The following is a 25,086-nucleotide window of genomic DNA, read 5'->3' on the forward strand; positions in this document are numbered from 1 at the left end:
GTCTCCAAGGGGGGACAATCCGGCCCATGAGCATGAAGAAAACCGATCTTGAACGGCTCGCCGGCCTGAAGCTGGACAGCGCGATGCGCGGCAAGGCGGCCCCCGGCCGCTTCGGCCAGGCCGCTGCCGCCCTGCCTGACCGCAAGGCCCAGCGCAAGCTGGACGCCGCCGCCGGCCTCGTTCCCTTTGCCTGCAAGTTGCCTGCTGAACTGACCGAGCAGTTGCGCGAACGCGCCACCGGCCGTGAAGGCGGCATCAACGCGCTCGTCGCCGAGCTGCTGGCCAAGGGATTGAAGGCATGACTGATCTGGACGAACCCGTCTTCGAGGCGCGCCTGTGGCGCGACAACGGCTGGACGGCCCAGGTCATCAAGAACGAAGACGACGAAGGCTGGGCTGTCGCGATGTTCAAGGCCGGCGAAAGCGAGCCGGCCCTGGTCGGCCCCTGGACCATGGGGCGCGACAAGAAGAATCCCAAGCCACTGGACGTCAACGCCTTCAACACGCTGGTGAAGACGGCCTCCGAGGTCCTCCGCCGCCATGAGCAGCAACTGCACGCCCAGCTGAACAAGGCGCTCTATGTGGCGCGCGATGGCAACTGGCTGAAGATCACGCTGGAGATCGTGCCCGCCGAGGACGACCCCTATGCCTGGCTGGCAGCCTTTGATGCCGCCGGCGAGCGCCTGGCGCAGGTCAAGGTCGCAGCCGGCTTCAAGCTCAGCCAGGCGTCCGCCGAAGCCTGGGTGGACAACGGCTACGAGCGCCCTGCCGGGCGAGATTGAAGGTCCGATTGCGGCCAGACGCGGCCCGGCCGTGTCTGAAGAATGACGTGCATCCCCTTCCACGGAGCACGTCATGTCCTTTCGCATCACCGGGCTGTCCGCCCAACCCTTCCAGCACCTCTTCGGCCTGAGCGACGCAGCGCTGGCCGACCACGGTGCGCTGCGCCATCGCGGCGCGGGCCTGCCCGACCGCGTCGAACTGCGCGACACCACTGAGGATGAGTCCGTGCTGCTCATCAACCACGAGCACCAGCCTGCCGACACGCCCTACCGCTCCCGCCACGCCATCTACGTGCGCGAACAGGCCAGAGAAGCTTTCGACGCCATCGACACCGTGCCCGACGCATTGCGCAGCCGCCTGCTGTCACTGCGCGCCTTCGATGCAGCAGGCCTGATGGTCGATGCGGACGTCGTCGACGGCGCAGCCATCGAAGGCCTCATCGAGCGCCTGCTGGCCCAGCCCGAGGTGGACTACATCCACGCCCATTTCGCACGACGCGGCTGCTATGCGGCGCTGATCCGGCGCACCTGATCCCGCTCCCCCCGAGTCGGGGGACACCCCCAAGTTCGAAGCCCACGGCGCGGATCGGCGGCGGATAGATTGCGCCGAACCCCACTGGAGACGCGCGATGACTTCGATGCCCCGCCTGCCGCTGCTCGCTGCCGCCGCCTTGCTGACGGTCGCGCCCGCCTGGGCCGCCACGCTGTACACCTTGCCCGCGCCGACGGCCATGTTGGACACCACGGTCTCGGTGACCGCCAATTTCGCCGCTGGCGCCGGCGCCGGCCTGATCGACTTCACGCTGGCCGGCTACGCCACGCTGGACGGCGACAACGGCTATATCGACATCCTGCGCGTGACGTTGAATGGCAGCGAAGTGTTCAGCGGCACCTGGAATCTCGGCGGCGGTGGCGCCGACCGCGTGCTGTTCAACCCGAACGGCGCCACGGTCGGTGCGGTGGTCAACCAGCAGCTGACGATCAGCCTCCCCGTCACGTTGGCCGCGGGCAGCAACCAACTGGTCTTCAGCATCGACAGCCCGACGAGCTTTGAAGGTTCAGACCGTGCCGGCTTCCAGGGCCTGGGCGACGAGGGCTGGGGGTTGAATGCCGCAACGGTGACCGGCGCGACTGCCCCGGTGCCCGAACCCACCAGTGGCGCGCTGCTGCTGGCCGGCCTGGGCGTATTCGGCTGGCTGGCCAAGCGCAGACGCTAAGCCAGATCCACGACGATCAAGGCGGCTTCATCCCGCGGCAGCGTCAGCACGCAGTGGCCATCCGGCGCAATGACGACGCTGGCCCCGAAACCGCGCTGCTCGGGTGCGTTCAGCGATTCGGGCCAGTTGCTCTGCAGCACCCAGGCGCCCAGCTCGCGCGCCAGCGCCTCGGCGCCGGCACGATAGGCTTGGCACAGCGCCGCCTGCTCGGCGTCGGATTCGCTGATGTAGCTGGGCCAGAAGATCACGCGTGGCCCCGAGCCAATGGCCGCGGCACGCAGCTCCGGTAGCAGCGCTGCGCCGTCCAGCGTCTCGCGGCACAGCACCGACGTCGCCAGCACGCCGCCGATCGCCGTCCAGCCGCGTTCATCACCCCGCGCGAAGAAAGTCGCCTCGCTGTCGGTCAGCCCGCGCTTGTGCACGCGGCCCAGCTCGCGGCCCGCGGCGTCGATGTAGAGATGGCTGTTGAACACCGCGCCGTCCACGCCCAGTGTCGGCACGCCCACGGCCGCCGCGATGCCGAGCCGCGCGCAGGCCGCACGCAGTTGCGCCTCGGCATCGGTCAGCGCCCGTTCATCGAGCAGTTCAGGCACGCGGCGGTGAAAGCCCGTCAACGCCAGCTCGGTGCCGACGCAGCCCTGGGCACCGGCCGCTGCGGCCGCCTCCAATGTGGCCAGCGTCTCGGCCAGGCTGGCCTGCAGCGTCCAGTGCATGCGCGGCTGGCTGACCGCCCAGCGCGGGACGCCCGTCAAGCCGCGATCTCGAAGGTCAGCCGGGCGCGCTCATGCAGGCGGCGCACCAGGGCCAGGCCCATGGCACTGCCAGGCGTCCAGACGCCGCCGGGCGTCGCGTCGCGGCCCACGTCCTGCACGAGGCACAGGGCGGCCTCGCTGATGAGCTTGCAGGTCGAGCCATAGCCGGGGTCGCGGTCGCCCTTGACGACGGCGCGCAGCAGCTCGCCGCCGGCCGACCTGCCGGTGAACCAGAGCTCATAGTGCCCGGCCTCGCGCGCCGCCTTGTCCGGCCCGTCGCCGGGCTGGGTCAGCACGAAGCGGCGCAGCAGGGCCCGTGTCGGCGTGAAGCCCAGGGCCAGGTTCTGCAGCTTGGTGAAGCGGGCCAGCGCGATGGCCTTCTTGCGCCCCTTGTCGGCCTGGCCGGGCTTGCCGGTCAACAGCTTCTCGCTGTAGATGAAATCGGCGCCCCAGGGGTGGCCGCGCAGCGCGTTGCTGCGGTGCACGTTTTTCGTGTTGATGGTGGCCATGAAGAAGGGGCCGCTCCAGCGGTCGGCCCAGTCGTCGAAGTCCGCGGCCTGCCCGCCGGGCTGGCGCGGGCCCTTGAAACCCGGTGTCAGCGCAAACGGGTTGGCCATCACCTTGATGAGCCCCGGCTCGCGCTTCACGGCCTCGATGGTTTCCATCATGCTGGCCAAGGTGCCGCCCGAGGCCGTGCCCTTGACGCGGGCGACGCGGCCGCGCACTTCCGGCAGCGGCGCGCCGAAGCGCTTCTGCGCCTCCGCCTGCAGGTAGACGACGCCGAGATCGAAGGGGATGGAGTCGAAGCCGCAGGAGAAGACGATGCGCGCGCCGCTCTTCTGCGCCAGTGGCGTGAGCTTGTCGATCATCTTCGCCATCCACAGCGGCTCGCCGCAGAGATCGACGTAATCCGTGCCGCCCTCGGCGCAGGCCGTCGCCAGCGGTTCGCCATGCAATTGGTAAGGCCCGACCGTCGTGATGACGCAGCGCGTGCGCGCCACCAGTGCCTTCAGCGCTGCAGCGTCGTTCGCATCGGCCTTGAGCAGCGCGACGGACGGCGGCAGGTGCAACTCGTCGCGCACCTTGCCCAGCTTGTCCAGGCTGCGCCCGGCAATTGCCCAGCGCGCGCCACCGGCCCCGCTCAAGTGCAGGTATTCCGCGACAAGACGGCCCGTGAAGCCGGTCGCACCGAAGACGATCAGATCGAATTCACGGTTGTTGTGGCCAGCGGAGCTCACTTGTCCTTGCCTTTCATCGCCATCCACTCGCTGCGCAGCAGCGACAGCGAATGACAGTCCACATACTCACCGCCGACAAACACGACGCCGCGCTGGATGCCCTCGTGCGTGAAGCCGCACTTCTCCGCCACACGCCGGGACGCATGGTTGTGCACCGACATGCCGCAGGACAGCCGGTTCACCGGCCAGTTCTCGAACAGATAGTCCACCAACAGCGCGGCAGCCTCCGAAGCCAATCCGCGGCCGCGCATCGCGACGTCGGCCAGCGTCCAGCCGATCTCGCGCGCCGTCGTGTAGCGGGCCGCGGCGAAGTGCACCACGTCACCGATGACGCTGCCGTCGTGCAGGTGACAGATCAGCAGGCGCTCGGCGTCCTCGTTGGCGAAGCCGTTGTCCTTCCAGCGCTGGTCCACAGCATGCGGCGTCATCATGCGCGAGCCGAGGTAGGGCCCGCGCACCTGCGGATCGCCCACGGCGCGCTTGAGCCAGGGCAGATCGTCTTCCGTCACATAACGCAAGCCGACGTGTTGGCCTCTCAACATGAGCTCGGTTCCTTGAATGAGAAAGCCCGGCCGAGGCCGGGCTCCGGGGCATTGTGATTCAGTTGAAGTAGGGGCGCTCGTGGCTCTGGAGCAAGCGCTTGGCGGCTTCCCGCCAAGCTGGCGGCGCGCGGCCACCCAGGCGCACGGTGGCCATGCTGTAGGCCTGGCCGCGCAGCTCGGGCAACAAACCTTGCAGATGCTTTTCAGCGCTGGCCAATGCGGCAGTGCTGCCCAGCGCGTTGCGAAAGGCTTCGAGCTTGCGGATCTGGTCGGGCTCGATGCCGGCACTGGCCATGGCCGCGGCGGGCAGCGCAGGCGCGGGCCGTCCCTCGCGGTCGGCCAGGGCCAGCGCCGTCCAGTAAGTCAGCTCGTCCAGGCCGTCGTCGGGAGGCAGGGTCGCGACACGCCGGCGCAGGTCGGCCGAGGCGCCGTCGGACGCCGCAGCCAGACGCAGTAGATGCGAAGAAGGCGCGGCGTCGACGCTGGCCGCCTTATCCGGTTCTCCGGCCGCGAGCCTGGCGAAGGCCTCGGGCTCGGAGACCAGCGCGCGTGCCCGCACCTGGTAGCCGAGTGCGCCCAGCAACCGACTCGGCGGGCCGATACGCTCGGCCTCGACACCCAGCTCCTTTTCGCCAAGCAAGCGACGCAGCCGGTTGGCCTCGATGCTGGCAAACGGCGCCAGTGCGGGCTCCACACGCGCCAGCTCATAGTCACGCAGCGCCACGCGCCAGTTGGCATTGCCGGCTTCGGCCTTGGCCGCGCCATAGGCCAGCCAGGCGTGCTGGGGGAAGCGCGCCAGGCCTGCCAGCAGCGCGGCGTCACGCAGTGGACCTTCGGGCAAGCACCGTGCGGCCAGATAGACCGAATGGCCGTCGGCTACCGGCGCGGCCGCGCGGCCGCCGAGTTCGTCACACAAACGCGTCTTCTCGTCGGCGGGCAAGGTGTCCATGCGTTCGCGCAGCAGCTCGATGCCTGCCGGCTCGCGTGACAGAGCCGCGGCCAGCACCTTGTCGTGGGCCGGCTGGCCGCGCAGCAGGCGCAACCAGGCGTAGCGCACGGGCGAATCGCGGCGGTCCCAAAGCAGATGCTGCTCGCTCAAGCGCTCGACCGCCGCTGCGTCGTCGCGCAGCAGGCTGAGCTGCATGGCCGGGGCCACATCCGCTGCGCTGTAGAGCACGTGGCGGATTTCGGTCTGCCCCTGCTTGACCGAGACGCTCTGCGGCGGATCGCCAAAGAAGACATCGGCCTGGCTGCTCGACCAGCGCGGTGCGCCAAGCACCCTGGGCGGCACTTGCCCCGCGTCGCGGCCATAGGTGTAGGTCAATTCCACCAGCGGCGCGGCGCCGGCGACGTTGTAGATCGGCTGGCCCGGGCCGTGCTCCAGGGCGACCTCGAAGCGCTCGATGAGCTCACCCTGCTCCGTCTCGGCACTGATGGGGAGATGAGCGTCCGGCGCCTGGCCGACGGTCGCCGAACCAAAGGCGGGTAATGTGATCGCGCCCGCTCCGCCAACGCGCACGCGCACCGGGCGGTCGAAGCCGTTGAGCACCTGCACACTGATGTCGCCATAGCCACCGCCAAAGCCGAGCACGCCGACGACGATGCCGCCCGCCACGGCGATACGCGCCGCAGCCGCGCCGCGGCCTTGTGCGGCCAGGAAGCGCGCCCACGGGCTGGGACGCAGGTCGCGCGGGCGCTCGGCGCCTTCGAGCAGGGTGGCGTAGCCGCGCGGCGTGGACGGCACCGTCGCCTCGCCGGCGGGCTCCTTGGCAGCCGTGCGGCTTTCCGCGGCCAGCAGTTCCGCCAGCACGGCACCACGCAGCCCATTGAGGGCGCGTTCCGCCAGGTCCATCCAGCTGTCGATGACGCCGAGCCAATCGCCCAGATGGCTGATGTCGGGCGGACCGAGCTTCAACTCACCCAGCGCGGCGACCCAGCTGTCGACCTGCAGCCGCTTGCAGGTGGCTTCATCCAGCACCACGTCAGGGGCTTCGGCATAGAACTGCTGCAGCGCGTGATGCAGCCGGCCGCCGGCATCTCGCACGCGCATGCGACCGGCATCGCTGATCCGGCCCGTGGTCTCGACGCGAACCGTGTGCGCCAGCATGCCGCGCAGGTCACGCAGGTTGGCGGCGGTGTGCTCGGCGTAATGCAGCTGAGCGAGCAGGCCGCGCAGCCGCGCCTCGCTGCCGTCGCCCAGTGCCCGCGCCAATGCGAGATGGGTCTCGCGGGCAATCTGGTCGTGGCGGCGCAACTCGGTCAGCAGCTCGGCATGCTCGGCCGGCTCCTTGTCGGCGTCGATGCGGCGCCAGCGGCGCACGGCCTCACCCAGGCTGGCCGGATAGAGGGCGGCAAGGCGCTGGATGCCCTCCGCCTCCTCGGGAAGGTCGCCAACCAGTTGGCCGGGCTCGGTCGCATGGCGGGTCAGGGCGCGGCCCAGGTAGGCGCCGCGGTAGCGCGGCTGCAGCAGTTCGCCGCCGAAGCGCTCATCCAGCGCTTCTTGCAGAGCCGCCTCATCCATGGCCTTGGCGGACTCGGGCGCCTCGATCAGCCGGCGCGTGACCTGCTCGCGCAGCGAGGCGGCGTTCTCGAACAGCGTCCAGGCACTGCGCTCATCGACTTCGCTGGCCCGGTACTCGGCCTTGGCGCGCGCCTCGCGCTCATGGTTGAGCGGGTGGGTGCGCCACATCTGCGGCACGGCGCTGTCGGCGGTGTCGAACAGGCGGCTGGGGCCGCCCTGTGCGACCGGCACCCGGCCATAGTCGGCGTCATCCAGCATGCGACCGGTGCGCTCGGCGATAGCTCCCTGCAGCGCGAACAGGTCGCCCACCCATTGCTCCTTGACCCGCAACTCGCCCGCCACGCCGGCGGCACGGTCCCAGTCGATGTCGGCCGTCTGCAGCTTGTAGAGGGCGTGCACCAGCGCATCGCTGCCGGTCAGCGCGACGGCCACCGCGTCGGCGCCGTACTCCATCTCGCGGCCCAGGCTGCGCTGCAGCAGCTGCACACCGGTGAAGACGCTGTCCACCAGGCTGCGGATGGCCCAGACGATGACGCTGAGCACCCAGCCGACCCAGGCGATGCGGAAGTCGAAGCGGCTCAGGGCCTGCAGGAAGTTGTCCAGCATGTCGCGCTGCGCCACCAGCCGCGCAGCGATCTGCTGGGCCACGTAGACCCAGCGGCCCACGGCCATGGCACGCTGCGCGAAGTGGCCGAATTCGTGCGCCAGCACCGCGCGCAGTTCGCTGCGGTTCAGCACATTGACCAGGCCCAGGCCGATCTCGAGGTTCTTCTTCGTCGGCCACAGCAGGTTCAGCGGCGACAGGTCGTAGAACACCGCCGCGTTGACGCGCGCCGACACCAGCACACGGTGCGGGCGCGGTGCGCCGACAGCATCGGCAATGGCGTTCAGCTCGACGAACAGCACGGGCTGGTCGGTGCTCTGGATCTCGAGGCTGTGGTCTTCAGCGCGTCGCTGGCGAAAGAACAGCGCCTTCAGCATGAAGACGGCCAGCAGCGCCGCGCACAGCGCCACCAGAAAGGCCCAGAAGCCGTCGCTGCGGCCGGCGAAGGCGCTCTGGCCCAGCCGCCACGCCGTCCAGGCGAACCAGCCGGCCAGGCCGAAATAGATGCCGAGGAAGGCGACCAGCGAGGCCACGGCGCCCCAGGCCCGCAGTTGGTAGCTGCGCGGCGTAGGCGCCGGCTTGACGGACGGCAGCGGCCCGACAGGGTGTGAGTGTTGCAAGAGATCCTCCCTTCACGCGCCGGAGCTCTGTGGCCCCTGGGCGCTCATCGATGGCTTAGAAGTGAATCCCTCGCATCATTTGCTGCATCGCGATGGCCTCGGGCGACAGCCCCGACTTGCCCGACTTGTCGCCCTTGGCGGCCGAGCTGTCGGGGAACATGCGGAAGGTCGTGTTCATGACGATCTGCGCGATGCGCGGCGCGGCGGCGTGCAGCATCTCGCCCGAGATGCCCAGGCGCGTGGCGATGCGCACCGGCTTGTTGATGCAGGCCTGCGCAATCATGTCGCCAGCCTCCTCGGGCGCCAGCGTCGGCACGTTCTTGTAGATCGCCGTGGGGGCGATCATCGGCGTGCGCACCAGCGGCATGTTGATCGTCGTGAAGGTCACGCCCGTGTCGGCGAACTCGCTGGAAGCACAGCGCGTCCAGGCGTCCAGCGCGGCCTTGCTGGCCACATAGGCGCTGAAGCGCGGCGCATTCGTCAGCACGCCGATGGAGCTGATGTTGACGACGTGCCCCTTCTTCTTGGCCACCATGCCGGGCAGCAGGCCCATGGTCACGCGCAGGCAGCCGAAGTAGTTCAGGTCCATCGTGCGCTGAAAGTCGTGGAAGCGGTCGTAGCTGCTCTCGATGGCGCGGCGGATGGAGCGGCCCGCGTTGTTGATCAGGAAGTCGACGCCACCGAACTCTTCGGTGCACCACTGGATCAGCCCGGCGCAGCCAGCCTCGTCGGCGATGTCGCAGGCGTAGCTGTGGATCTGCGCGTCCTTGCCCGCCGCGGCCTTGATCTCCTTGACCGCTTCGGCCAGCTTGACCTCGTCGCGCGCGCAGATCAGCGTGATGGCGCCGGCCTCGGCGAACTTGATGGCCGCGGCGAGGCCGATGCCCGACGAGCCGCCCGTCACCAGCACCACCTTGCCACCGGTGGCGCCGCGCAGCGAACGGTCGATGAACAGGGCCGGGTCGAGATGACGCTCCCAGTAGTCCCACAGCCGCCAGGCGTAGTCGTTCAGGTCGGGGCAGGCGATGCCCGAGCCCTTCAGCGCGGCCTCGGTGTCGCGGCAGTCGAAGCGGGTCGGGTAGTTGACGAAGGTCAGCATGTCCTCGGGGATGCCGAGATCCTTCATGACCGCGTTCTTGATGCGGCGCACCGGCGCCAGCGCCATCAGGCCCTTCTTGACGCTCTTGGGAATGAAGCCCATCAACGCGGCGTTGATGAACAGGTTCATCTTGGGCGCGTGCGCGGCCTTGCTGAAGATGTCCAGCACATCGCCGACGCGGTAGCCCTTGGGGTCGACGAGGTGGTAGCAGCCGTGGGCCTTGGTGACCTTGTGCGAGATGTGGTCGAGCGCGTCGACGACGAAGTCCACCGGCACGATGTTGATGCGTCCCCCCTCCAGGCCGACGCTGGGCAGCCACGGCGGCAGGATCTGGCGCATGCGCTGGATCAGCTTGAAGAAGTAGTAAGGCCCGTCGATCTTGTCCATCTCGCCGGACTTGGAATCACCGACCACCAGCGCCGGGCGGTAGACCGTCCAGGGCCGCTTGCACTCCTTGCGCACGATCTTCTCGCTCTCGTGCTTGGTCATGAAGTAGGGGTGATCGAGGTTCTCGGCCTCCTCGAACATGTCCTCGCGGAACACGCCCTCGTACAGGCCTGCCGCCGCAATCGAGCTGACGTGATGCACATGGCCGGCGTCGATCGCCTGCGCGAACTCGACCATGCTGCGGGTGCCCTCGATGTTCACCGCGACCTGCGACTCCTCGTCGGCGCCGAGGTCGTAGACCGCGGCCAGGTGGTAAAGGTGATCGATCTTGCCCTTCAGGCTCTTGACGGCGTCGCTGGCCACGCCGAGCTTCTTGCTCGTCAGGTCGCCGTAGACGGGGATCGCGCGGGTCTTGCTGACGCCCCAGTAGGCGAGCAGGTCGGGCAGCTTGGCCGCACTCTCCTCGCGCATCAGGAAATGGACCGTGCTGCCGCGGCGAGCCAGCAGCTTCTTGACGAGCCGCTTGCCGATGAAGCCTGTGGCGCCGGTGACGAAATACTGCATGCGGGTCTCCTGCTTGTGGATTTGGACGTTGTCGCGCTGATTCTTGACCAGGGTTTGCGGCCGCCCGCTGGGCACTTTCCCCAGGAAACGGCCTTCGCCATCGTAGAGCGCACTCACTAGGAATGGCCGTGCTGAAGGGGGATCGCGCCGCTACAGTCCCGCCGGCTGATCCCAACAAACCGCGCTAACTCGCAAGGACACCCAAATGGTCAAGAAGCTTCAAAAGATGGCAGACAAGAAGAAGGCCTCGGCCGCCACCGGCTTCCCGGCTGGCCTGCTCGATGGCGACATGGCCAAGAATGTCAAGGACAGCGCCCAGCAGATCTGGGCCGCCGGTCTGGCCTCTTTCGCCAAGGCCCAGGGCGAAGGCGGCAAGGTTTTCGAGGCCCTCGTTTCGGAAGGACTCAAATTGCAGAAGAAGACCCAATCCGCCGCTGAGGAGAAGCTCAGCGCCGTGGCCACCAAAGTCAGCGGCATGGCCGGTGATGTCGGCGCCAAGGCCGGCCAGCACTGGGACAAGCTGGAAAGCATCTTCGAGCAACGCGTCGCCAAGGCGCTGAAGACCCTGAACGTGCCGTCCGCCAGCGACGTGCAGAGCCTGATCAAGCGCATCGACGACCTGGCCGTGTCGGCCGGCCTGAAGAAGGCTTCGCCCGCTGCCAAGGCCAAGAAGGCCGTCGTCAAGAAGGCTGCTGCCGTGAAGAAGGCCGTCGTCGCCAAGGCTGCGCCCGCCAAGAAGGCTGTTGCCAAGAAGGCCGCTCCGGTGAAGGCCGCCGTCAAGGCTGTGGCCAAGAAGGTTGCCGCTCCCGCCAAGAAGGCTGCCGCCCCGGCGAAGAAGGCCGCTCCGGCCAAGCGCGCCCCGGCTGCCAAGAAGGCTGCCGCTCCGGCCGCCGAGCAAGCCGCTCAAGCCTAAGCAAAGCTAGCTCTCTCCGACCATGAGCCAACCAAGGATTGGGTTGGCCCTGGCAGGCGGAGGCCCACTGGGCGCCATCTATGAAGTTGGCGCCCTTTGTGCTTTGGAGGAGGCCGTTGCCGGCCTCGACTTCACCGCCTGCGACGGCTATATCGGCGTCAGCGCGGGCGGCTTCATCGCCGCCGGCCTGGCCAATGGCATGACGCCGCGCCAGCTCTGCGCCGCCTTCATAGAGAACACCGCCGAGGCCCCCGACCGCTTCGACCCCGCCGAGCTGCTGCAGCCCGCCTGGACCGAGTTCGGCGAACGCCTGCGCCTGCTGCCCGGCCTGCTGGCCGACGCCGCCCGCGAGGTGCTGCTGGAAGGCCGCTCCCTGCTCGGCGCCATCGAGCGCCTGGGCCGCGTGCTGCCCACCGGCCTGCTGAGCAGCGCACGGTTTGGCGAGGCGCTGACCCAGGTTTTCGCCGAGCCCGGCCGTAGCAACGACTTCCGCGACCTACGCCACCGCCTCGTGCTGGTGGCCACCGACCTGGATACCGGCGAAGCCATTCCCTTCGGTGCCGAGGGCTGGGACCATGTGCCCATCTCGCAGGCCGTGCAGGCCAGCGCGGCGCTGCCGGGGCTGTTCCCGCCGGTCGAGATCGACGGCCGGCATTACGTGGACGGCGCGTTGAAGAAGACGCTGCACGCTTCCGTGCTGCTGGACCGCGGCCTGGACCTGCTGATCTGCCTGAACCCGCTCGTGCCCTACGAGAGCAACCGCCTGTCGCCACGCGATGCGCGCTCGCGCCGTGCAAAGAAGCTCGCCAGCAAGCTCGGCCGCCCGGCCCTGCGCGCGCTGCAGCCGCGCATCCACCGCCTGGTGGACGGCGGCCTGCCGCTGGTGCTGTCGCAGACCTTCCGCTCGCTGATCCATTCGCGCCTGGCCCTCGGCCTCAAGGGCTATGAGCTGACGCATCCGCAGACCGACATCCTGCTGTTCGAGCCCGACCCGCGCGACGCCGAGCTCTTCATGGCCAACACCTTCAGCTACAGCCAGCGCCGCCACCTCGCCGAACACGCCTACCAGGCCACGCGCGAACTGCTGCGCGAACGCGCGGCGGTGCTGAAGCCACAGTTCGCGCGCGCCGGCCTGGCGTTGCGCGAGGATGTGCTGGCCAGCCGCGAGGCGCGCCTGCTGCCCGCACCGGGCGAGACGCCGATGGAACAGGCGCTGCGTTCGCTGCGCGGGTCCTTGAGCGTGCTGGAAGCGCAGGGCCGCTAGGCGTCCACCAGCCGGCGCGTGATTGCCGCGCGCAGCGGCGGCAGATGGCGGGCGATGTCGATGACGGCGCGGCGCAGCGCCAACACCGGCGCGCGGTCGTCCGTGAAGAAGCGCACCAGCGCATTCGTGCCGGCATACAGCGGCCCCGCCACACGGCGGTGCTCCGCCTCATAGGCCAGCAGCGCGCTCATCTCGCCCGGATCGCGGGCCGCATCCAGCCGCTGCGCCAACGCTTCGATGCCGTAGAGCCCCAGGTTGTAGCCATGCGCGGTGACCGGGTGCATGCCCACCGCCGCGTCGCCGATGAGCGCCAGGCGCGGCGCGACGAAACGCTCGGCCCACACAGCCACCAACGGATAGACATGGCGGGCACCGTCGACGCGCATCGGCCCCAGCCGGCCCTCGGCGGCGGCTTCAATGGCGGCGGCCAGCTGCGCCTCATCCATCGCCGCCAGGCGCGGCAGCTCGGTATTCGCCACCGTCCACACCGCCGAGCAGCGCCGCCCTGTCTTGGGCAGCAAGGCCAGCGTGTGGCCTTGCAGAAAACATTCCTGCGCCACGCCTTCATGGTCGCGCTCGTGCGCGAGCGGTACGAGCAGCGCGCTGCGGCCGAAGTCGTGATGGCGGGCGCCGATGCCGGCCAGGCGGCGCAGCGGCGAAAAACGGCTGTCGGCCGCGACGACCAGCGGTGCCAGGTGGCGCTCACCGCAACGCGTGTCCACGGTGGCCATCTCGCCCTCGCGGCAAAGGCCGACGACCGTGCGGCCGCAGAGCACCTCGATGCCGCGCTGCTGCGCGCCGGCCCAGGCCGCGGCGCGGATGCGGTGGTTGGCCACCAGCCAGCCGAGATCCTGCCCACTTGACTCGAAAGGCAGTGCCGTGCGCGAGCCGCTGGAGCACACACTGGCGCGGCGCAGCGGCGCGATGTCGCTCAGGCGCTCCCACAAACCCAGGTTCTCCAGCGCGCGGCGCGAGCGGTGGGTGAGTGCGATCTCGCGGCCATCGTCACAGGGACTCGCCAGCACGGCCGCATCGGCCTGCTCCAGCACGCGCACGGCCAGGCCGCGGTCGTGCAGCGCGCAGGCCAGCGCCAGGCCGGCCGGGCCGGCGCCGCAGATCAGGACTTGCGGCGAAGTGCGGACGAGTTCATTCATGGTCGCGCAGCCTAGGCCGCGGAGCGCAACGGCGCCTTGACGCAGGTCAGACGGTCTCGGCTTCGGCGTCGGGTTCTTCCAGCGTCTGCAGTTCGACCAGGCGGCGGTACAAGCCGCCTTCGATCGCCATCAGCGCCTCGTGCGAACCACGCTCCTGCAGGTGTCCGTGGTTGAGCACGAGGATCTGGTCGGCGGCGCGGATGGTCGACAGCCGGTGCGCAATGGCCACCACCGTCACGCGCCCACGCAGCGCCGTCAGTGCCTCACCGACACGCTGCTCGGTGGCGCTGTCGATATTGCTGGTCGCCTCGTCCAGGAACAGGATGCGCGGCGAGCCGGCCAGCGCCCGCGCCATCGCCAGCAACTGCTTCTGCCCGGTCGACACGCGCGCGCCACCCTCGCCCAGCTTGGTGTCATAGCCCTGCGGCAAGGCCGTGATGAAGTCGTGCGCGCGGGCCGCGATGGCCGCGTCCTGGATGTCGTCCTCGCTGATGCCCGGCCGGCCCATCGCGATGTTGTCGCGCACGCTGGCCGACATCAGATAGGGCTCCTGCGGCACCAGGCCCACGGCGTCGCGAAAGGCCGCGTCCGGCACGCTGGCCAGCGACTGGCCGTCCACCGTGATGCGGCCGGCCTGCGCCGTGTAGAAGCGCAGCAGCAGCGACAGCAGCGTGCTCTTGCCGCTGCCGGTGTGGCCGACGATACCGACGAAGCTGCCGGCCGGGATGTCCACATCGATGCCATGCAGCACCGGCCTTGCAGGGTCGTAGCCGAAGCTCAGCCCCTCGATGCGGATGCTGCCCTGGGCAATCCCGCGGCCGTCCTGGGCCGGGCCGCGGTGCTCATCCTCCTCCAGCAGCGTGCGCACGCGCGACGCCGCCACCATGGCCTGCTGCAGCTGGCCGAACTGCATGGTGATCTGGATCAGCGGCTCCACCACCCGGGCGATGTAGCTGAGGAAGGCGTACAGCAGGCCCACCTCCAGCCCCGACATCTCTCGCCGCCCGAAGCTGTAGATGACGGTGACGAGCAGCAGCACGTTCATCAGGTCCAGCGCCGGGCGCAGCAGCCAGGCGTTGGCGCGCAGCTCGGCGATGCGCGACAGGCGGTGCTCGGCATTCGTCGTCTCGAAGCGCGCGCCAAAGCGCCCGGCCGCACCGCTGGCCTGCAGCACCGCCATGCCGGCCATGCTCTCGGCCATCTGCGCGTTGATGTCGCTGCGCAGCTGGCGCGTACGCGCCACGGCCGGCGCCGACAGCTTCTGGTAGCCCAGGATGATGACCACCATGGCCGGCACCAGCGTCGCGACGATGAGCATCAACCGCCAGTCGAGAAAGGCCATCGCCACCAGCGAGCCGAAGACGACGATGGTCGAGTCCAGCATCACGTACAGCACCTGGCGGTAGAGCTGGTTCACCGCCTCGGTGTCGTTGGTCACGCGGCTGACGAGCTGGCCGGTGATGGCCTTGTCGAAGAAGGCCATGGGTAGCGCCAGCACATGCGCATAGACCCGCTCGCGCAGCCGCAGCACCGAGCGGCGCGCGACACCGGCCATGCGCGACAGCTGGGCGTAGCGGATCCAGCTCGCGGCCCAGCCGGTCAGCAGCATCAGCGCCAGCAGCGTGGCCATCTCGGTGATGTCGAACTGGCGCGGCAGCAGGTGGTGGTCGATGTAGCGCTTGCCGAGGATGGGGCCGAGCACCTCCAGGCCGGCGGCAAGGACGAGCCAGATGCCGCCCTGGATCAGGTGCGGCTTTTCAGGCTTGGCCGCATCGAGCAGCAAACCGACGCTCTTCCACGGTGTCTCTTTCTTCATTTAGGGCGCTCCACCGCGCATTGCATTTCGGGCCGAGCGCAGGGCCGCTCCCAAGCCGGCCCGCACTGGCGATGTGCTCGCGGCTCGATGACGCGAGCATCGCCATCCCCTCGGGGGATCGACCAGGCTCGCCTGCGTTCAGCCAGGCAAGATTGGGCGAGGGGCTCCATTTCAAGCGGCTTCAAGGCTGGCCTCGATCTGTTGATAGCGCCACTGAGCGGCATACCAGCCGCCCAACTCCAGCAACTGTTGATGCGTCCCGCGCTCGATGACATGGCCCTGCTTGAGCACGATGACTTCGTCGGCATCCATCACGGCCGAGAGTCGATGCGCAATGACGATGACGCTGCGATCAGGCCGCGCGGCACGCAGCTCGCGCAGGTGGTCGAGGATGTCGGTCTCGGTGCCGGTGTCGACGGCGGACAGCGCGTCGTCCAGCACCAGCAACGGTGCATCGCTCAATAGCGCCCGTGCAATGGCGACGCGCTGGCGCTGGCCACCCGACAGCGTCACGCCGCGCTCACCGACCTCGGTCGCATAGCCTTCGGGGAGCCGCGCGACGTCGTCGTGCACCGAAGCCAGGCGTGCTGCAGCCTCGATCTCTTCGCGCGTTGCGCCGGGCTTGGCCAGCGCGATGTTGTCAGCCACCGAGGCCGAGAACAAAAACGGCTCCTGCGGCACCCAGGCGATGTGGGCGCGCAGCGTAGCGAGCGGCAGTTCTGGCAATGCGACACCACCCAGCGTCAGCCGGCCCGCGTCCGGCTCGGACTGGCGCAGCAGCAAGCGCACGAAAGTGGATTTGCCCGCACCGGTCGCGCCGACGACGCCCAGCGTCTTGCCCGGTGCGAGTGCCAGGTCCACGCCTTCCAACGCCGGCCGTTTGGCGCCGGGGAAGCTGAAGGTCAGCCCGTCGGCGCGCAGTTCGGCGTGGGCCGGCATCGCCGCCCTGCCCTCATCGGTCAGTGTCAGCGGCGCGTCCAGCACCGGCGCCAGCCGCGTCCAGGCCGCGCGGCCGCGCTCCAGCAATGCCAGTACCCAACCCGCCGCGAACATTGGCCAGATCAACTGGCCGAGGTACATCGTGAAGGCCGTCAGCTGACCGATGCTGATCTCGCCGCGCGCCACCAGCCAGCCGCCCACGGCCAGCGCGATGGCGAACGCGGCGGACAGCGTCATGCCGACGGCGGGCTCGTAGGCAGCCTCCCAGCGCTGCGAGCGAAAGCTCGCCTCGGCCGCCTTCTCGGCCAGCTCGGTGAACTGCGCCTCACTGCGCGCGACGAGGCCCAGGGCGCGCACTGTGCGCACGCCGGACAGGCTTTCCTGCACCTGGTGGTTCAGGCCACTGAAGGCGCCCAGTGAGTCCTGCGCGGCCTGGTGCAGATGGTTGGAGATCCACCAGAAAGCCAGCGCCATCAACGGAAAGGGCACGAGGGCCGCGAGGCCCAGGCGCCAGTCGATGCCGATCGTCATCATCGCGAGCACCAGCACCAGCGTCTGCGTGCCATCAAAGCCCGCCAGCATCGCCTCGCCGGCGGCCTGCTCGACGGTGTCGATGTCATTGGTCGCCAGCGCCATCAGGTCGCCGGTGCGTTGAGACTGGAAGTAGGCGGGGCCTTGCAGCGCAAGGCGCGCGTAGAGCCGCGTGCGCAGTCGTGCACCAAGCTGGAAGGACGCTTTGAAGAGGGTCAGCCGCCAGCCGGCGCGCAGCAGGTAGATGACGAGCCCAGCCAGCACGAGCAGGCCGAGTTGTTTCAGCAGCGAATCACCCTTCAGGCCGCCGGCGACGAGGTCGTCGACGACATGGCCGACCTGACGGGGGATCCAGACGGTCAATGCGGCGATGCAGGTGAGCATCACGCCTGCGGCCGCATAGGCGCGCCAGTGCTCACGCACGAAGGCGGCGAGCATGCGGGACAGGCTGGAAGGCGAAGAAGCGACGGGAACGGACATGCAGGGTTCGGAGTGTCGCCGCAGCGGCACTCCCTTTGAAGGTTAGGGTGCCGGTCGGTCTCGCGGTACCGATGCCAGGTATTCCGCCAGGGAGCCTCCTGCCAGGGGCTTGAACATGACACGGAGTTCGTTGACCTGATCTCCGATGTGGAAGCCGCTGCGAACCTGGGTTTCGGCATAGCCCATCGAGGCCCAGAAGCGCTCGGCCCTGGTGTTGCCGATCACCACGCCCAGCCGCAGCCAGCGAGCGCCCGACCGAATTGCCCAGGCTTCGATGCTGTCGTACAGGCGCCGCGCATCGCCCGAGCCATGGCGAGCGGTCTCGACGATGAAGGTGCTGACGTTCCAGACAGACGGCGCAAAAATGTCCGAGACCAAGTTGGCCATCGCGACGATCTCGCCGTCTGGGCGGACATAGCCGATGACCCATTTCCTCGTATGCGGAATGCCTTCTGGCAGCGCCTCCTCGATCTCCTCGCGTGCATCACCGGGCCGGGCAGGTTCGCCCTGCACGGCGAGAAAGTACGCAGGGTTGGCCGCGAAGAAGCGCGCCAGCGCCGGGGTGTGCGACGACGTCAGTTCGATGGCCGTGAGGCCATCGATGGGTGAGCCAGGCCAAGACATCTTCATCTCCGTATCCCATCAGCCATCCGCAGCCTCTAATCCCGCGCAGGCATTTCCACGACGGGCACGTCGAGGTGGTGCACGGTACCTCGACGAAGAACGCTGATGGCTTTGGTCGTCCCGGGCTCGGCGGATCGAACGGCCGATGCGAGATCCATCATGTCATCGACCGGCTTGCCGTCGAACATCAACACCAGATCGCCCACCTCCAGCAGTGGCGGCGGCTCGCCTGCGGTCTTCCTGACGGTGCGCACGAGCGCCCCGCCACGTGGCAGCCCGGCGCCTGCAGCCTGCTGCGCAGTGAGCGTCGTCGACGTCACGCCAATCGATCCATAGCGAACTCTGCCCACAGACAGCAGCTGCGCTTCGATGCGCTTGAAAGCAGCGACCGGAACCGACAGCGCGATGGCCTGGCCTTTGGGCGGCGCCCATAGCAGCCCATTGACGCCAATGACGCGGCCGCTTTCCTCATCCAGCAGCGGCCCCCCGCCCATGCCAGCAACCAGCTGTACTGTCGACTCCACGAACAGCGGCACTTTGGCGATAGGCAAACTCGCACTGACCGCGCCGGCTGCCAACAACGGCTTTCCGCCAGCAGCCGCAGAGGTTCGGCCAAGCGCCCAGACCTTGCGCCCTGGCTTGGTGGGCTCGTCATCGCCAAGCGTGACGGTTCTCAAATCCTTTGCGGCAATGCGAAGGAGCGCAAGCCCGCTGATCTTGTCTTTGCCAACCATTTCGCCGACGTAGCTGGACCGATCTGCAGTCTCCACGGTGATGTTGCCCTGACCCTCGAACAGGCTCGCCGACGTCAGGATCAGCCCGTCGGAGCGAATGACCATGCCCGAACCGACCGAGGGCATCAGGAGTTCCCGCTGCGTCGCCACAGTGATGCTGACGACCGCCTCCAGAGATCGGTGAACTGGTGTGGGCATTGCTCTCGAAGGCTCATCCGCATGGGCGGAGAAAGCCAGTACCGATGCCAGCGCAGAGGCGATGAAGGCCATGAAATTCATAGGGGTCACATGGGCATGGCATGCGTCACTTGGTCGGCGAAGCCCTAGCTCTGCCAATAGATGTCTTCCCGGATCTCCACGACCGCGCAGCCCTCGACCAGCTCGAACTCCAGATAGCCGGCATGCTCCGAAAACACGGCGGCCAGGCTGGCCGCTGGCCTGACCACGACAAAGGCCGCGTTGATCTTGTGCGTGCAACCGAAGGGATAGCGGATTTCGACATAGCGTTCCGGGCTGAAGTCATAAGGCTCAGGGCGCGCTCCAGCAAGTCGGCCCCCGGCCGGCCGACCTTCAAGGCCACCTCGGCTACCCAGTCGCACAGGACTTCCTTCCAGGGCCGCAAGGGCTTCAAGGTCATTTCAGGACTCATGCGATGTTCTCCCTCCGTGCCGGCCGCCGCGCCGCCAGCCACAAACCCGTCCAGGTCAGCACGCCGTTTAGCAAGAGCAATTCCAACCCGATCTGATAACCGCCCCAAGGCTGTCCGAAATCAAGCACCGCGCACAGCAGCGGCGCGGCCACGCAAACGCCGACCAGGGCGGCACCCGGCACCGCCCTTGGCGTGAACATTGCAAACGCGAACAGCCCTAGCAGCGGCCCGTAGGTGTAGCCCGCCAGCTTCAGGATCAGAAAGATCATGCTGGTGCTGTCCAGGGCCTTGAAGCCGAGCACGAGTGCCAGGAACAGCACCGCAAAGCCGAGGTGCACGCGCCGCCGCGTGCGCACGTCCTCGCGTGGCAGGCGCAGCAGGTCCAGGCAGGTGCTGGCCGTCAGCGCAGTCAGCGCGCCGTCGGCGCTGGGCAATAGCGCCGACACCAGAGCCAGCACGAAGACGACCTGCACCCAGGCCGGCAGGTACTGCATGACGACGGTGGGGAACAGTGCGTCGCCCTTGACCGCGATGCCGTGCGCTTGAGCGAACAGCGTCAGCAGCCCGCCCAGCAGCAGGAAGGCCGCAACAACGACGAGCATCAGCACGGCCAGCACGAGCACGTTCTTCTGCGCGTCACGGAGCTTCGCAACCGACAGGCTCTTCTGCATCATTTCCTGGTCCAGCCCCGTCATCGCGATGGCAATGAACATGCCGGCCAGCAGCGCCTTGGCGGAGAAATCGCGGGAGAGCGGATCGCCGACCCAGACGCGGCTCAGGCCAGCGGCATCGATCTGCGCCAACGCACCGGTCTGCCACAGCAGCGCCAAGCAGACGACCAAGCCGGTCAGCATGCCCGCGGTCTGCAGCGTGTCCGTCCACACCAGCGCCTTCACGCCGCCCTCCACTGTGTAGAGCAGGATCATCACCAGCACGACCGCCGCGCCCACCCCAAACGGCACGCCGAGCGGCTGCAGGATCAGCGTGTGCAGCACGGCCACGACGAGGTAGAGCCGTGCCGTCGCACCCAGCGTGCGGCTCAGCACGAAGAAGGCCGAACCCAGGCGCTGCGCTGCGGGGCCGAGCCGGTCACCGAGCAGGCCGTAGATCGAGGCCAGCTTGAGGCGGTGATAGGCCGGCAGCAGCACGAGGGCGATGACGGCATAGCCGACGACCTGGCCAACCGCGATCTGCAGATAGGTGAAGCCGCTGATCGCGACCGAGCCCGGCACGCTGATGAAAGTGACGCCGGACAGCGACGTCCCGATCATTCCGAAGGCAACGACCGGCCAGGGACTTTCCCTGCCCCCCACATAGAAACCCTCAGCTCCGGAACCGTGCGAGACGCACCGCGCCAGTACCAATAGCAGCGCGAAATAGGTGAGAACCCCGAGCAAAAGCAGTGCTGGCGACATGGGCCGGGATCATGCCCGATGGCACCCCCCTGAATGCGGCGGGTCAAACCGTCACAGGTGGTCGTTAGCATCCGCGCCCATTGCGGCAATTTTTACTAAATAGTCATGCGAATCAAACCACTGGTCTCCCTCCTCGCCGCGGCCTTCGCCGCGCCCGCCGTGCTGGCCTCGACCAGCGGGGTTGTGATCAGCCAGGTTTATGGCGGGGGCGGCAACGCCAACGCCACCTACAGCCGCGACTTCATTGAGCTCTTCAACGCCGGCACGACGCCGGTGACGATTGGCGGCTGGTCGGTGCAGTACGCCTCGGCCGCCGGCACCAGCTGGACCAACAAGACCGTCATCCCGGCCGGCGTCGTGCTGCAGCCGGGCCGCTACTACCTGATCGCCGAAGCTTCCGGCGGCGCCGCGGGCGTGGCACTCCCCACACCCGACATCGACGTCACGTCGGGCGCAATCAACATGAGTGGCGCCTCGGGCAAGGTCGCCCTCGTCACCAATGGCACGACGCTGCCTGCCGTGGCTGCGCCGACCGGCGTGGAAGACATCTTGTCCTACGGCAGCTCGACGCCCGTTGAAGGCAGCCCCACGCCCGCGCTGGCCGCCACTACGGCTGCGCTGCGCAACGCAGCCGGCTGCACCGACACCAACGCCAACAGCGCCGATTTCACGGTTGGGCCCGTCAGCCCGCGCAATGGCGCCACGCCCGCCAACCTCTGCGGCGGCGGCAACGTCAACCAGCCCATCATCCCGAGCTGCCCCGACCAGGCCGCCGTGTCCGGCGCAGCCTCCAGCTTCGTCGTCAGCGCCACCGACAGCGACAGCCGCGTCAACGCGGCCAGCGTGGTCGGCGCCTTGCCCGCCGGTGTGACTCTGGGCAGCTTCGTCGGCGCAAGCGCCGATGGCGTGGCTGCGACCCAGCAGATCAACGTCGACAACACACTCGCGGCCGGCAACTACAACCTCGGCCTGAAGTGGGACAACGACGAAGCCCAGACGGCGAGCTGCACATTCAAGCTGTCGGTCAGCGGTGTCGTCAAAATCCCCGCCATCCAGGGTTCGGGTGCCAAGAGCGGCATGGATGGCACGAGCGTCACGACCGGTGGCGTCGTCACCAAGCTGATCAACAACGGCTTCTACCTGCAGGACCCGGACGGCGACGGCGACCCGGCGACCTCCGACGGCATCTTCGTGTTCACGAGCACGGCGCCCACCGTGGCCGTCGGCGACAAGGTCAATGTGTCGGCCAAGGTGCAGGAATATTCGGTCTCGAGCAGCGCCGCCAGCCAGGCCAACCCGCTGACCGAGCTGAGCAGCGTCACCAACGTCTCCGTCGTCAGCACCGGCAATCCGCTGCCCCTGCCGGTCGAGGTCAGCCTGGCGACCCTGGCCAGCCAGTCCGACATGGAGCGCTATGAGGGCATGCTGGTCCACATCACCGACCCGCTGACCGTCAACCAGACCAACTTCGTCGGCAGCTGGGGCCAGCTGACCGTGTCGGCCGGCGGCCGCACGCTCAACCCCACCAACGTGCTGCGCCCCGGCCCGGCGGCACTGGCGATGCAGGCCGCCAACCTGGCCCGCAGCGTCGTGCTGGATGACAGCAGCGCCACCAAGTTCCCCAACCCCACGCCCTACCTGTGGCAGGACGGCACCGTGCGCGCTGGTGACACGGTCGATGGCGTGACCGGTGTCGTCGACTTCGGCCCCTCGACCGACTCGGCCACCGGCCCGCTGGCCTACAAGATCCACCCGACCGCCGCGCCGGTGTTCGCCCGCCCGATCGCGCGCCCGCTGGCGCCGCCGGCCGTGGGCGGCAATGTCCGCGTGGCCAGCTCCAATGTGCTGAACTTCTTCACGACCTTCACCAACGGCAGCGCCGTGCCGGGCGGTGGCGCCTGCCCGAGCGCCGGCTGCCGCGGCGCGGACAACCAGGCGGAATTCGATCGCCAGCGCACCAAGATCCTGGCCGCCCTGTCGGGCCTGAACGCCGACGTCGTCGGCCTGATGGAGATCCAGAACAGCGGCAACTTCGCGGTGCAGAACCTCGTCGACGGCCTCAACGCCATGATGGGCGTCAACACCTACGCCGCCGTGCCGCTGCCGCCCACCACGGGCACCGACGCCATCCGCGTGGCCATGATCTACAAGCCGGCCAAGCTCGGCTTGATGGGTGCGTCGATGTCCGACGACAACGCCATCAACAACCGGCCGACCTTTGCCCAGGGCTTCGTGGCCCCCAACGGCGAGAAGTTCGCCGTCGTCGTCAACCACCTGAAGTCCAAGGGCAGCTGCGGCACCGGCGCCAACGGCGACACCGGCGACCTGCAGGGCTGCTGGAACCTGCAGCGCAAGCAGCAGGCCCAGCGCCTGCTGGACTGGCTGCCCACCGTCACGGCCACGGCCGGTACCGACCGCGTCATCATGCTCGGCGACTTCAATTCCTACGCCAAGGAAGACCCGATCGACCTGCTGACCAGCGCCGGCATCGTCGACCTCGTCAGCATGTTCGACCCGGCCGACTACAGCTATGTCTTCGACGCCAGCGCCGGCCGCCTCGACCATGGCCTGGGCACCGCCGCCATCGCCGCCAAGGTGACGGGCGCGACCAGCTGGCACATCAATGCCGACGAGCCCGAGTGGATCGACTACAACACCGAGGACAAGGCCGCTGGCAACGACTGGTACCAGCCCAACCAGTTCCGTGCCTCGGACCATGACCCGATGTTGATTGGGCTGAACCTGGTCAAGACCGTCTACGGCACGAATGGCAACGACACCCTCGTGGGTACCGACGGTGACGACGTCTTCGAAGGCGGCCTGGGCCGTGACACGATGACCGGCAAGGGCGGCAAGAACCAGTTCGTGTACCGCACTGGCAGTGACGGCCTGGACACCGTCACCGATTTCAAGCCCGGCCAGGACACCCTCGTGTTCACCGAACTCTTGAAGAGCGTGCACATCACCAGCGCCGATCCACTGGCCACCGGCCATGTCACCTGCACCAACCAGGCTGACGGCGCCTTGATCGGCTACGACCCTGATGGCTCGGCCGGCGCCGCCACGTCGCGCCCGATGGTCAAGCTCAAGGCCGTGCTCTGCAGCGCAGTCAACGCCGCTTCGTTCAAATTCTGATTCCCGCAAGGACAACCATCATGCAATTCCGCCCCCTGCTCATCGCTGCCGCCGCGCTGCTCGCCACGTCGGCACAAGCCGTCAGCTACAACTTCAACGGCGCCATCGATGCCGGCTCGCCCTCGGTGCTCGGCCTGACCTTCTCCGGCAGCTATACGGTCGACACCACCGCACTGACCGGGAGTGGCTTCGAGGCCGTTCCGCTGTCGGCTTTCTCGATGACCTTCATGTCTGTGAACTACACGCTGGAGACCGGCTCCAGCGCTGACTACCAGGACGGCGTGTTCCTCGGCCTGTCTTACGCCTCTGGCGGTCCTGGCTGGCTCATCACCTTGAACTCGGGCAGCGTGGATGCCAGCGATGCATTTCTGCACTACACCCATGCCATTGGCGCCGAGGGCAGTGGCGGCTACAGCATCTCCGCCGTGCCAGAACCGGAGAGCTATGCGCTGATGTTGGGCGGCCTGGGCCTCGTTGGCTTCATGGCTCGGCGCCGCAAGTCCTGAACGGCTTTCACGGCATACGACGGCCCGCTTCGGCGGGCCGTTTTTCCTAGTACGTCCGCCCGCCCTTGAACTGCGCATGCTGGCGCCGCTCCAGCGTCGTGCTGCGACCCATGGCCTCGAAAGTGACCCGTGCGTGGGCATGCATGATGGCAATGCCCAGCGCATCGGCGGCGTCCTTGCCGGGCAGGCCGGGCAGGTTCAGCAGGCGCTGCACCATGGCCTGGATCTGCTCCTTCTTGGCGTGGCCGTGGCCGACGATGGCCTTCTTCATTTGCAGGGCGGTGTACTCGCTGACGAGCAGGTCGGCGGACACCAGCGCGGTGATGGCCGCGCCGCGCGCCTGGCCGAGCAGCAGCGTGGACTGCGGGTTCACGTTGACGAAGACGATCTCCACCGCCGCGCACTGCGGCTGGTAGCGCGCCGTGACCTCGCGGATGCCATCGAACAGGATCTTCAGCCGCGCCGGCAGGTCGCCGGTGGCGACGGCGTTGGTCTTGATGGTGCCGCTGGCCACATAGGCCAGGCGCGGGCCGTCGGCTTCGATGACACCAAAACCGGTCGTCTGCAAGCCAGGGTCGATGCCGAGAATTCTCATGACGGC

Annotated in this window: 21 protein-coding genes; 8 read left to right on the forward strand and 13 right to left on the reverse strand. The window is 68.2% G+C overall.

The features are described from left to right. Nucleotides 1-26: 26 nt before the first annotated feature. The 4 genes from ACXJKM_RS03070 to ACXJKM_RS03085 all read left to right on the forward strand — a co-directional run bounded on the left by ACXJKM_RS03070 (nucleotide 27) and on the right by ACXJKM_RS03085 (nucleotide 1,998). On the forward strand, nucleotides 27-302 hold the full coding sequence (locus tag ACXJKM_RS03070; protein ID WP_457323434.1) for a hypothetical protein: 276 nt from the start codon (nucleotides 27-29) through the stop codon (nucleotides 300-302). Then, nucleotides 299-781, forward strand: a complete 483-nt coding sequence (locus tag ACXJKM_RS03075) for a hypothetical protein (RefSeq protein WP_457350147.1) — start codon at nucleotides 299-301, stop codon at nucleotides 779-781. The genes ACXJKM_RS03070 and ACXJKM_RS03075 overlap by 4 nt, the downstream gene beginning before the upstream one ends. 73 nt (nucleotides 782-854) lie before the next feature. Next, nucleotides 855-1,313 carry a DUF1203 domain-containing protein gene (locus ACXJKM_RS03080; RefSeq protein ID WP_457350149.1) on the forward strand — a complete coding sequence of 153 codons (459 nt, stop codon included), beginning with the start codon at nucleotides 855-857 and terminating at the stop codon, nucleotides 1,311-1,313. A gap of 97 nt (nucleotides 1,314-1,410) precedes the next feature. Continuing rightward, entirely contained in the window at nucleotides 1,411-1,998 is a 588-nt protein-coding gene (locus ACXJKM_RS03085; RefSeq protein WP_457350151.1) for a PEP-CTERM sorting domain-containing protein, read from the forward strand. Here the strand turns inward: ACXJKM_RS03085 and ACXJKM_RS03090 are convergent. From ACXJKM_RS03090 to ACXJKM_RS03110, 5 genes are read right to left on the reverse strand one after another with little or no spacing between them, the layout of a single operon-like run. Continuing rightward, nucleotides 1,995-2,750: a carbon-nitrogen hydrolase family protein gene (locus tag ACXJKM_RS03090; protein WP_457350153.1), complete on the reverse strand. Its 756-nt coding sequence runs from the start codon at nucleotides 2,748-2,750 to the stop codon at nucleotides 1,995-1,997. The genes ACXJKM_RS03085 and ACXJKM_RS03090 overlap by 4 nt on opposite strands. Beyond that, a complete protein-coding gene (locus tag ACXJKM_RS03095) occupies nucleotides 2,747-3,988 on the reverse strand; it encodes a saccharopine dehydrogenase family protein (protein ID WP_457350155.1) in 1,242 nt (413 codons plus the stop codon). The genes ACXJKM_RS03090 and ACXJKM_RS03095 overlap by 4 nt, the downstream gene beginning before the upstream one ends. Then, nucleotides 3,985-4,530, reverse strand: coding sequence for a GNAT family N-acetyltransferase (locus ACXJKM_RS03100; protein WP_056203007.1), 546 nt, complete (start codon nucleotides 4,528-4,530; stop codon nucleotides 3,985-3,987). Before ACXJKM_RS03100 ends, ACXJKM_RS03095 begins: the two co-directional genes overlap by 4 nt. Nucleotides 4,531-4,588: 58 nt before the next feature. Further along, entirely contained in the window at nucleotides 4,589-8,275 is a 3,687-nt protein-coding gene (locus ACXJKM_RS03105) for a M48 family metalloprotease (protein WP_457350157.1), read from the reverse strand. Between the two features lie 55 nt (nucleotides 8,276-8,330). Then, entirely contained in the window at nucleotides 8,331-10,325 is a 1,995-nt protein-coding gene (locus tag ACXJKM_RS03110; RefSeq protein WP_457350159.1) for an SDR family oxidoreductase, read from the reverse strand. Between the two features lie 205 nt (nucleotides 10,326-10,530). Between ACXJKM_RS03110 and ACXJKM_RS03115 the strand changes: the two genes are divergently transcribed. Then, nucleotides 10,531-11,238, forward strand: coding sequence for a phasin family protein (locus ACXJKM_RS03115; RefSeq protein ID WP_457350161.1), 708 nt, complete (start codon nucleotides 10,531-10,533; stop codon nucleotides 11,236-11,238). 22 nt (nucleotides 11,239-11,260) lie between these two features. After that, entirely contained in the window at nucleotides 11,261-12,502 is a 1,242-nt protein-coding gene (locus tag ACXJKM_RS03120) for a patatin-like phospholipase family protein (protein WP_457350163.1), read from the forward strand. Here the strand turns inward: ACXJKM_RS03120 and ubiM are convergent. The 7 genes from ubiM to ACXJKM_RS03155 all read right to left on the reverse strand — a co-directional run bounded on the left by ubiM (nucleotide 12,499) and on the right by ACXJKM_RS03155 (nucleotide 20,844). Next, nucleotides 12,499-13,656, reverse strand: a complete 1,158-nt coding sequence (ubiM, locus tag ACXJKM_RS03125; RefSeq protein ID WP_457350165.1) for a 5-demethoxyubiquinol-8 5-hydroxylase UbiM — start codon at nucleotides 13,654-13,656, stop codon at nucleotides 12,499-12,501. The two genes, ACXJKM_RS03120 and ubiM, sit on opposite strands and share 4 nt — an antisense overlap. A 46-nt stretch (nucleotides 13,657-13,702) precedes the next feature. Beyond that, on the reverse strand, nucleotides 13,703-15,472 hold the full coding sequence (locus ACXJKM_RS03130) for an ABC transporter ATP-binding protein (protein WP_457350167.1): 1,770 nt from the start codon (nucleotides 15,470-15,472) through the stop codon (nucleotides 13,703-13,705). Between the two features lie 171 nt (nucleotides 15,473-15,643). Next, entirely contained in the window at nucleotides 15,644-17,422 is a 1,779-nt protein-coding gene (locus ACXJKM_RS03135) for an ABC transporter ATP-binding protein (RefSeq protein WP_457350169.1), read from the reverse strand. A 42-nt stretch (nucleotides 17,423-17,464) separates the two neighbouring features. After that, nucleotides 17,465-18,046, reverse strand: a complete 582-nt coding sequence (locus tag ACXJKM_RS03140) for a GNAT family N-acetyltransferase (protein ID WP_457350171.1) — start codon at nucleotides 18,044-18,046, stop codon at nucleotides 17,465-17,467. A gap of 35 nt (nucleotides 18,047-18,081) precedes the next feature. Beyond that, nucleotides 18,082-19,059 carry a S1C family serine protease gene (locus tag ACXJKM_RS03145; RefSeq protein ID WP_457350173.1) on the reverse strand — a complete coding sequence of 326 codons (978 nt, stop codon included), beginning with the start codon at nucleotides 19,057-19,059 and terminating at the stop codon, nucleotides 18,082-18,084. A 44-nt stretch (nucleotides 19,060-19,103) separates the two neighbouring features. After that, nucleotides 19,104-19,379 (reverse strand): hypothetical protein, encoded by a 276-nt coding sequence (locus ACXJKM_RS03150; RefSeq protein ID WP_457350175.1) that lies wholly within the window; start codon nucleotides 19,377-19,379, stop codon nucleotides 19,104-19,106. Between the two features lie 46 nt (nucleotides 19,380-19,425). Next, a complete protein-coding gene (locus ACXJKM_RS03155) occupies nucleotides 19,426-20,844 on the reverse strand; it encodes a sodium:solute symporter (RefSeq protein WP_457350177.1) in 1,419 nt (472 codons plus the stop codon). Nucleotides 20,845-20,949: 105 nt separating this feature from the next. On the opposite strand from ACXJKM_RS03155, the gene ACXJKM_RS03160 reads away from it, so the two are divergent. Both ACXJKM_RS03160 and ACXJKM_RS03165 read left to right on the forward strand, forming a co-directional pair. Further along, complete coding sequence (locus ACXJKM_RS03160) at nucleotides 20,950-23,979, forward strand: ExeM/NucH family extracellular endonuclease (protein ID WP_457350179.1); 3,030 nt, start codon at nucleotides 20,950-20,952, stop codon at nucleotides 23,977-23,979. Between the two features lie 20 nt (nucleotides 23,980-23,999). Further along, on the forward strand, nucleotides 24,000-24,485 hold the full coding sequence (locus tag ACXJKM_RS03165; RefSeq protein ID WP_457350181.1) for a PEPxxWA-CTERM sorting domain-containing protein: 486 nt from the start codon (nucleotides 24,000-24,002) through the stop codon (nucleotides 24,483-24,485). 46 nt (nucleotides 24,486-24,531) lie between these two features. Here the strand turns inward: ACXJKM_RS03165 and ruvC are convergent, their stop codons facing one another. Then, a complete protein-coding gene (gene ruvC / locus ACXJKM_RS03170) occupies nucleotides 24,532-25,080 on the reverse strand; it encodes a crossover junction endodeoxyribonuclease RuvC (RefSeq protein ID WP_457350183.1) in 549 nt (182 codons plus the stop codon). Nucleotides 25,081-25,086 lie beyond the last annotated feature (6 nt).

The organism is Roseateles sp. P5_D6 (assembly GCF_054049415.1).

Coding starts and splice junctions, on each gene's coding strand:
- ACXJKM_RS03145 (WP_457350173.1), bottom strand. CDS start 19,059: ATGAATTTCATGGCCTTCATCGCCTCTGCGCTGGCATCGGTACTGGCT.
- ruvC (WP_457350183.1), bottom strand. CDS start 25,080: ATGAGAATTCTCGGCATCGACCCTGGCTTGCAGACGACCGGTTTTGGT.
- ACXJKM_RS03110 (WP_457350159.1), bottom strand. CDS start 10,325: ATGCAGTATTTCGTCACCGGCGCCACAGGCTTCATCGGCAAGCGGCTC.
- ACXJKM_RS03075 (WP_457350147.1), top strand. CDS start 299: ATGACTGATCTGGACGAACCCGTCTTCGAGGCGCGCCTGTGGCGCGAC.
- ACXJKM_RS03160 (WP_457350179.1), top strand. CDS start 20,950: ATGCGAATCAAACCACTGGTCTCCCTCCTCGCCGCGGCCTTCGCCGCG.
- ACXJKM_RS03140 (WP_457350171.1), bottom strand. CDS start 18,046: ATGTCTTGGCCTGGCTCACCCATCGATGGCCTCACGGCCATCGAACTG.
- ACXJKM_RS03100 (WP_056203007.1), bottom strand. CDS start 4,530: ATGTTGAGAGGCCAACACGTCGGCTTGCGTTATGTGACGGAAGACGAT.
- ubiM (WP_457350165.1), bottom strand. CDS start 13,656: ATGAATGAACTCGTCCGCACTTCGCCGCAAGTCCTGATCTGCGGCGCC.
- ACXJKM_RS03085 (WP_457350151.1), top strand. CDS start 1,411: ATGACTTCGATGCCCCGCCTGCCGCTGCTCGCTGCCGCCGCCTTGCTG.
- ACXJKM_RS03080 (WP_457350149.1), top strand. CDS start 855: ATGTCCTTTCGCATCACCGGGCTGTCCGCCCAACCCTTCCAGCACCTC.
- ACXJKM_RS03115 (WP_457350161.1), top strand. CDS start 10,531: ATGGTCAAGAAGCTTCAAAAGATGGCAGACAAGAAGAAGGCCTCGGCC.
- ACXJKM_RS03135 (WP_457350169.1), bottom strand. CDS start 17,422: ATGTCCGTTCCCGTCGCTTCTTCGCCTTCCAGCCTGTCCCGCATGCTC.
- ACXJKM_RS03130 (WP_457350167.1), bottom strand. CDS start 15,472: ATGAAGAAAGAGACACCGTGGAAGAGCGTCGGTTTGCTGCTCGATGCG.
- ACXJKM_RS03165 (WP_457350181.1), top strand. CDS start 24,000: ATGCAATTCCGCCCCCTGCTCATCGCTGCCGCCGCGCTGCTCGCCACG.
- ACXJKM_RS03070 (WP_457323434.1), top strand. CDS start 27: ATGAGCATGAAGAAAACCGATCTTGAACGGCTCGCCGGCCTGAAGCTG.
- ACXJKM_RS03155 (WP_457350177.1), bottom strand. CDS start 20,844: ATGTCGCCAGCACTGCTTTTGCTCGGGGTTCTCACCTATTTCGCGCTG.
- ACXJKM_RS03120 (WP_457350163.1), top strand. CDS start 11,261: ATGAGCCAACCAAGGATTGGGTTGGCCCTGGCAGGCGGAGGCCCACTG.